This is a genomic window from Vibrio sp. M260118, from assembly GCF_036533755.1.
In the GTDB taxonomy this organism is placed as follows: Bacteria; Pseudomonadota; Gammaproteobacteria; order Enterobacterales; family Vibrionaceae; genus Vibrio.
Window position 1 is genome coordinate 1 of record NZ_JATABG010000376.1, and the last position, 3280, is coordinate 3280.

The following is a 3280-nucleotide window of genomic DNA, read 5'->3' on the forward strand; positions in this document are numbered from 1 at the left end:
GTCAACTAACTCTTCAAACGCCCGCTTATTATAAAGATTGGTTAAAGGGTCAAGTCTCACCATGTCTTCTAAACTTTGAGTCCGTTTTGCCACCAAACTTTCTAAGTCATCGACATAATCGAAGTACTTGTGCTTTTCGAATTCAATTTCATGCATCATACTCCGAATATAGGTATCGAACACATAAGAAACATCAAAGTCCATCAGTCTACTAACTATCGTACACAGCCTGTCTGCATTTTGTTTGTCTTCGATATTTTTACAAATAGTCGAAAATATCGTTTCTTTTAAATAGTTAACCGCTGAGATGTAGAGTTGAGGGTCCACACCAATTCGTTTGTGAACTAAACCTATCCGTAAACGGTGTTCCACGTAGTCAAGGTCTATCTCCTTTACAAACAGATCCATCACATACTTTTTTTGAGCCATCATCAATCGTTGCAAAGTACCAGCGTCACCAATTAAAGACTCAACTTCAGGAATTTGGGTTTGGTGATGATAGAAGGTGTCAACCAAGTCATCTAACTCACGACTAATAATTGTTTTCAGACTCCTGATCTCATGCAAGTCAGATTCTGTCAGTCGAAAAAGAGATAGACGCTGCTTCAATGATGTTTCGGATATCTTTTGTTGCTCAACAAGAGACTTGTCTGTGATTTTCATACCCAACTTCCTAGCCACACACTACTTTCATTATCTTTATTCAAAAATTGTAGTAGATGAGCGCTATAAGAAAAGAGAATAAGGAATTTGAAGGTAGAGTAAACACAATGGGTTATGCTCTGGATTCCAGCAGGGCAGCTTTGAACAAGAAGGAACTTAAGAGGTGATACATCCAAATCACAATGTCCACGCATCAAATGTAACATTTCTTAGTCGTTGATTTATATCACAAATTTCCTTCACCTCTAACCATTACAACATTGCATATTGATTTAGATTCACACTTTCGACGAGTTTTATTGGTATACCCAAAAGATCAAAACTAATTAAGACGTTGGTATGGAAAATAAAAAAATACAAAGTATTGAACTCGGCAGAGTGGTAGCTATTTTGGCGATCACAGCCATGCATTGTCAGATCTTCATGAGCTATTGGCATATTGAAGATACACCATGGATTGGATATATCTTTAACCAAACTACGCGCTTCGCGGTGCCGCTGTTTTTCTTGGTTTCAGGGTATCTTATTCAACCTAAGCTTGTTGCAAATCCTATGGCAACGGTGAAACGCTACACCGCTCCACTGTTGAAGATTTTCATTGTCTGGAGCGTGATCTGCCTTGCAATGCCTTTCAACTGGGGAGCGCTTGCAGAGCATGGCTACCTAGCGGAGCGACAAGGCTACTGGGATTATCTTGGGCAAACACCACTAAACACCCTACTCGAAGGTGGATTAGTTCACCTATGGTTTATTCCTGCACTAATCATTGCTGCAATTATTGGTGCGCTATTGCAAAAATTTAAGCAGAGCGAACTGTTTATCCCATTAGGCATTGCATTATATGTTTATGGCATACTCGCAGGCAGCTACCAAGGGCTCACCGAGTTTTGGGCACCGTTCTTTACTCGCAACGGCCCCTTCTTCAGTACACTGCTGTTTGCCGTTGGGTTTACTATCCGTCAGCAATCAATCAAAGCAACCTCCAAACAAGCTTTGAGCTTAGCGCTGGTTGGTATGGCTATTCACTTCGGTGAAGCGTACGTGCTTAATCAATATGACCAACCATTTAATGCCAATGATTTCCTATTTGGCACGGTATTGTGGGGAACAGGCTGCTTTATGTGGCTAATGTCAAAGCCAGAGTTGGGTTCAAACACATGGCTCACAAAACAGGCAAAGTATGTGTTGCCGTTTTACGTGGCTCACTTACCTATGGCTATCGTGATGATGAATATTGCTGGGATATTTGGCCTAGATAACTTTGCCAAAGACATGACTGTCGTATTCGGCACAATAGCGCTGACCTTCCTGCTGATCAAAGGACTAGAGAAAACACCTGCCTACCGCTTGCTGTTTAGATAAACGCAACTTGAAATAATGCAAAAGCGATGGGTCATCCATCGCTTTTTGTTTAACTGAGCTCGTACTTAACCACTACCACATCCTATCAAATGGCAGATAAGCAATGTTGAGCGAAATCAGTACGGCCATCACCAAAAAGGTCAACTTCATACCCGAGATCCGGCCTTTCAATCGATCAGCTAAAATGCCTTTCGCATGCATGATTCGACCAACCACAAATACACTACCGCAGAGATGTACTATCCATAAGCTAGCGCCATTGTACTCTAGCATCGCCATCAAAATTAGCGTGATCGGAATGTAATCGACTGCATTGCCGTGCGCGCTTCTTGCAATCGTTAAAGCATCAACACCGCCATCGGCATACTTCACCTGAGCTTTGCGTCGCTGCTTAATCACCTCTATCGCAAGCCATATCATTAGTGCAGCAAGAATCGCAGCATACAGCGCAGTAACCATCGACTTTCTCCTTGTTGTTCAGGTTTCTAAGACCTGAAATTTATTGGTTATCTATTCAAGATACTACTAATTAAGCACAAAAAATCCCCACTGGATAGCGGGGATGGCAAAGTTGGCTAGATATCAACACTGCTCATAGGCGCAGCACTCATCTTTTAAGAAACCGATAACCGCTTCTAAACACTGATAATCAGAGACACAGTAGAGCGTTCGACCTTCACGGCGCTGACTAATCAGCCCCACAGAAACCAAGCTTGAAATATGGTGTGAAAGTGTCGAACCCGGAATTCCAAGCCGCTCTTGCAATCCGCCCACAGCAATACCTTGATATCCCGCTTTCACGACGCTTTTATATATCGAAAGACGAATTGGATGACCCAGCTCTTTCAACGCTTTGGCAACTTCTTCAAGCTCCATCATAAACTCCACATATGATATATATTTCCAAAATAATCGAAACATTCGCAATGTGCAAGAATTGAAACGTTACAAAACGCAAAGCCAAAACAATCTATGCTTGGCTCACACATATCTCATTGCTATCAGAACGACATTTCTATAACTTGATCAAATAACAAGGATGTAAGCAGAGGTAAATTGTGAAAAAGCTATTGATTGTTAACGTCGGTTCCGCACCTGAGCGTCAGCTTAACAAGTTTGGTGATTTTGAGTTGTGGGCCAAACAAGCCATTGGCTCTACCGAGCTTGAAATCGAGTTTCACGATGGAATTAATCAACCTCTACCTAGCGCTGAAGTGTTAGCGGGTGTGATCATCATGGGTTCATTGTCTATGGT

4 protein-coding genes and 1 pseudogene are annotated in these 3280 nt (G+C 42.0%); 2 read left to right on the top strand and 3 right to left on the bottom strand.

All coding sequences use genetic code 11. The features are described 5' to 3' along the window. The coding region (locus QTO00_RS16970) for a protoglobin domain-containing protein (RefSeq protein WP_331425834.1) at positions 1-663 on the bottom strand (663 nt) is incomplete at its 3' end. A gap of 339 nt (positions 664-1002) precedes the next feature. Between QTO00_RS16970 and QTO00_RS16975 the strand changes: the two genes are divergently transcribed. After that, the gene (locus QTO00_RS16975) at positions 1003-2025 is read left to right on the top strand and encodes an acyltransferase (protein WP_331425835.1); all 1023 of its coding nucleotides are present in this window, start codon (positions 1003-1005) and stop codon (positions 2023-2025) included. A 72-nt stretch (positions 2026-2097) separates the two neighbouring features. Here the strand turns inward: QTO00_RS16975 and QTO00_RS16980 are convergent, their stop codons facing one another. Both QTO00_RS16980 and QTO00_RS16985 read right to left on the bottom strand, forming a co-directional pair. Then, a complete protein-coding gene (locus tag QTO00_RS16980) occupies positions 2098-2484 on the bottom strand; it encodes an MAPEG family protein (RefSeq protein ID WP_331425836.1) in 387 nt (128 codons plus the stop codon). A gap of 123 nt (positions 2485-2607) precedes the next feature. Further along, a complete protein-coding gene (locus QTO00_RS16985) occupies positions 2608-2901 on the bottom strand; it encodes an ArsR/SmtB family transcription factor (protein ID WP_331425837.1) in 294 nt (97 codons plus the stop codon). Between the two features lie 182 nt (positions 2902-3083). Between QTO00_RS16985 and QTO00_RS16990 the strand changes: the two are divergent. After that, positions 3084-3280: pseudogene (locus QTO00_RS16990) on the top strand (glutamine amidotransferase); the annotation flags it as partial.

Excerpts from the sequence above, each read along its gene's own strand:
- QTO00_RS16975 (WP_331425835.1), top strand. The coding sequence starts at position 1,003 with ATGGAAAATAAAAAAATACAAAGTATTGAACTCGGCAGAGTGGTAGCT.
- QTO00_RS16980 (WP_331425836.1), bottom strand. The coding sequence starts at position 2,484 with ATGGTTACTGCGCTGTATGCTGCGATTCTTGCTGCACTAATGATATGG.
- QTO00_RS16985 (WP_331425837.1), bottom strand. The coding sequence starts at position 2,901 with ATGGAGCTTGAAGAAGTTGCCAAAGCGTTGAAAGAGCTGGGTCATCCA.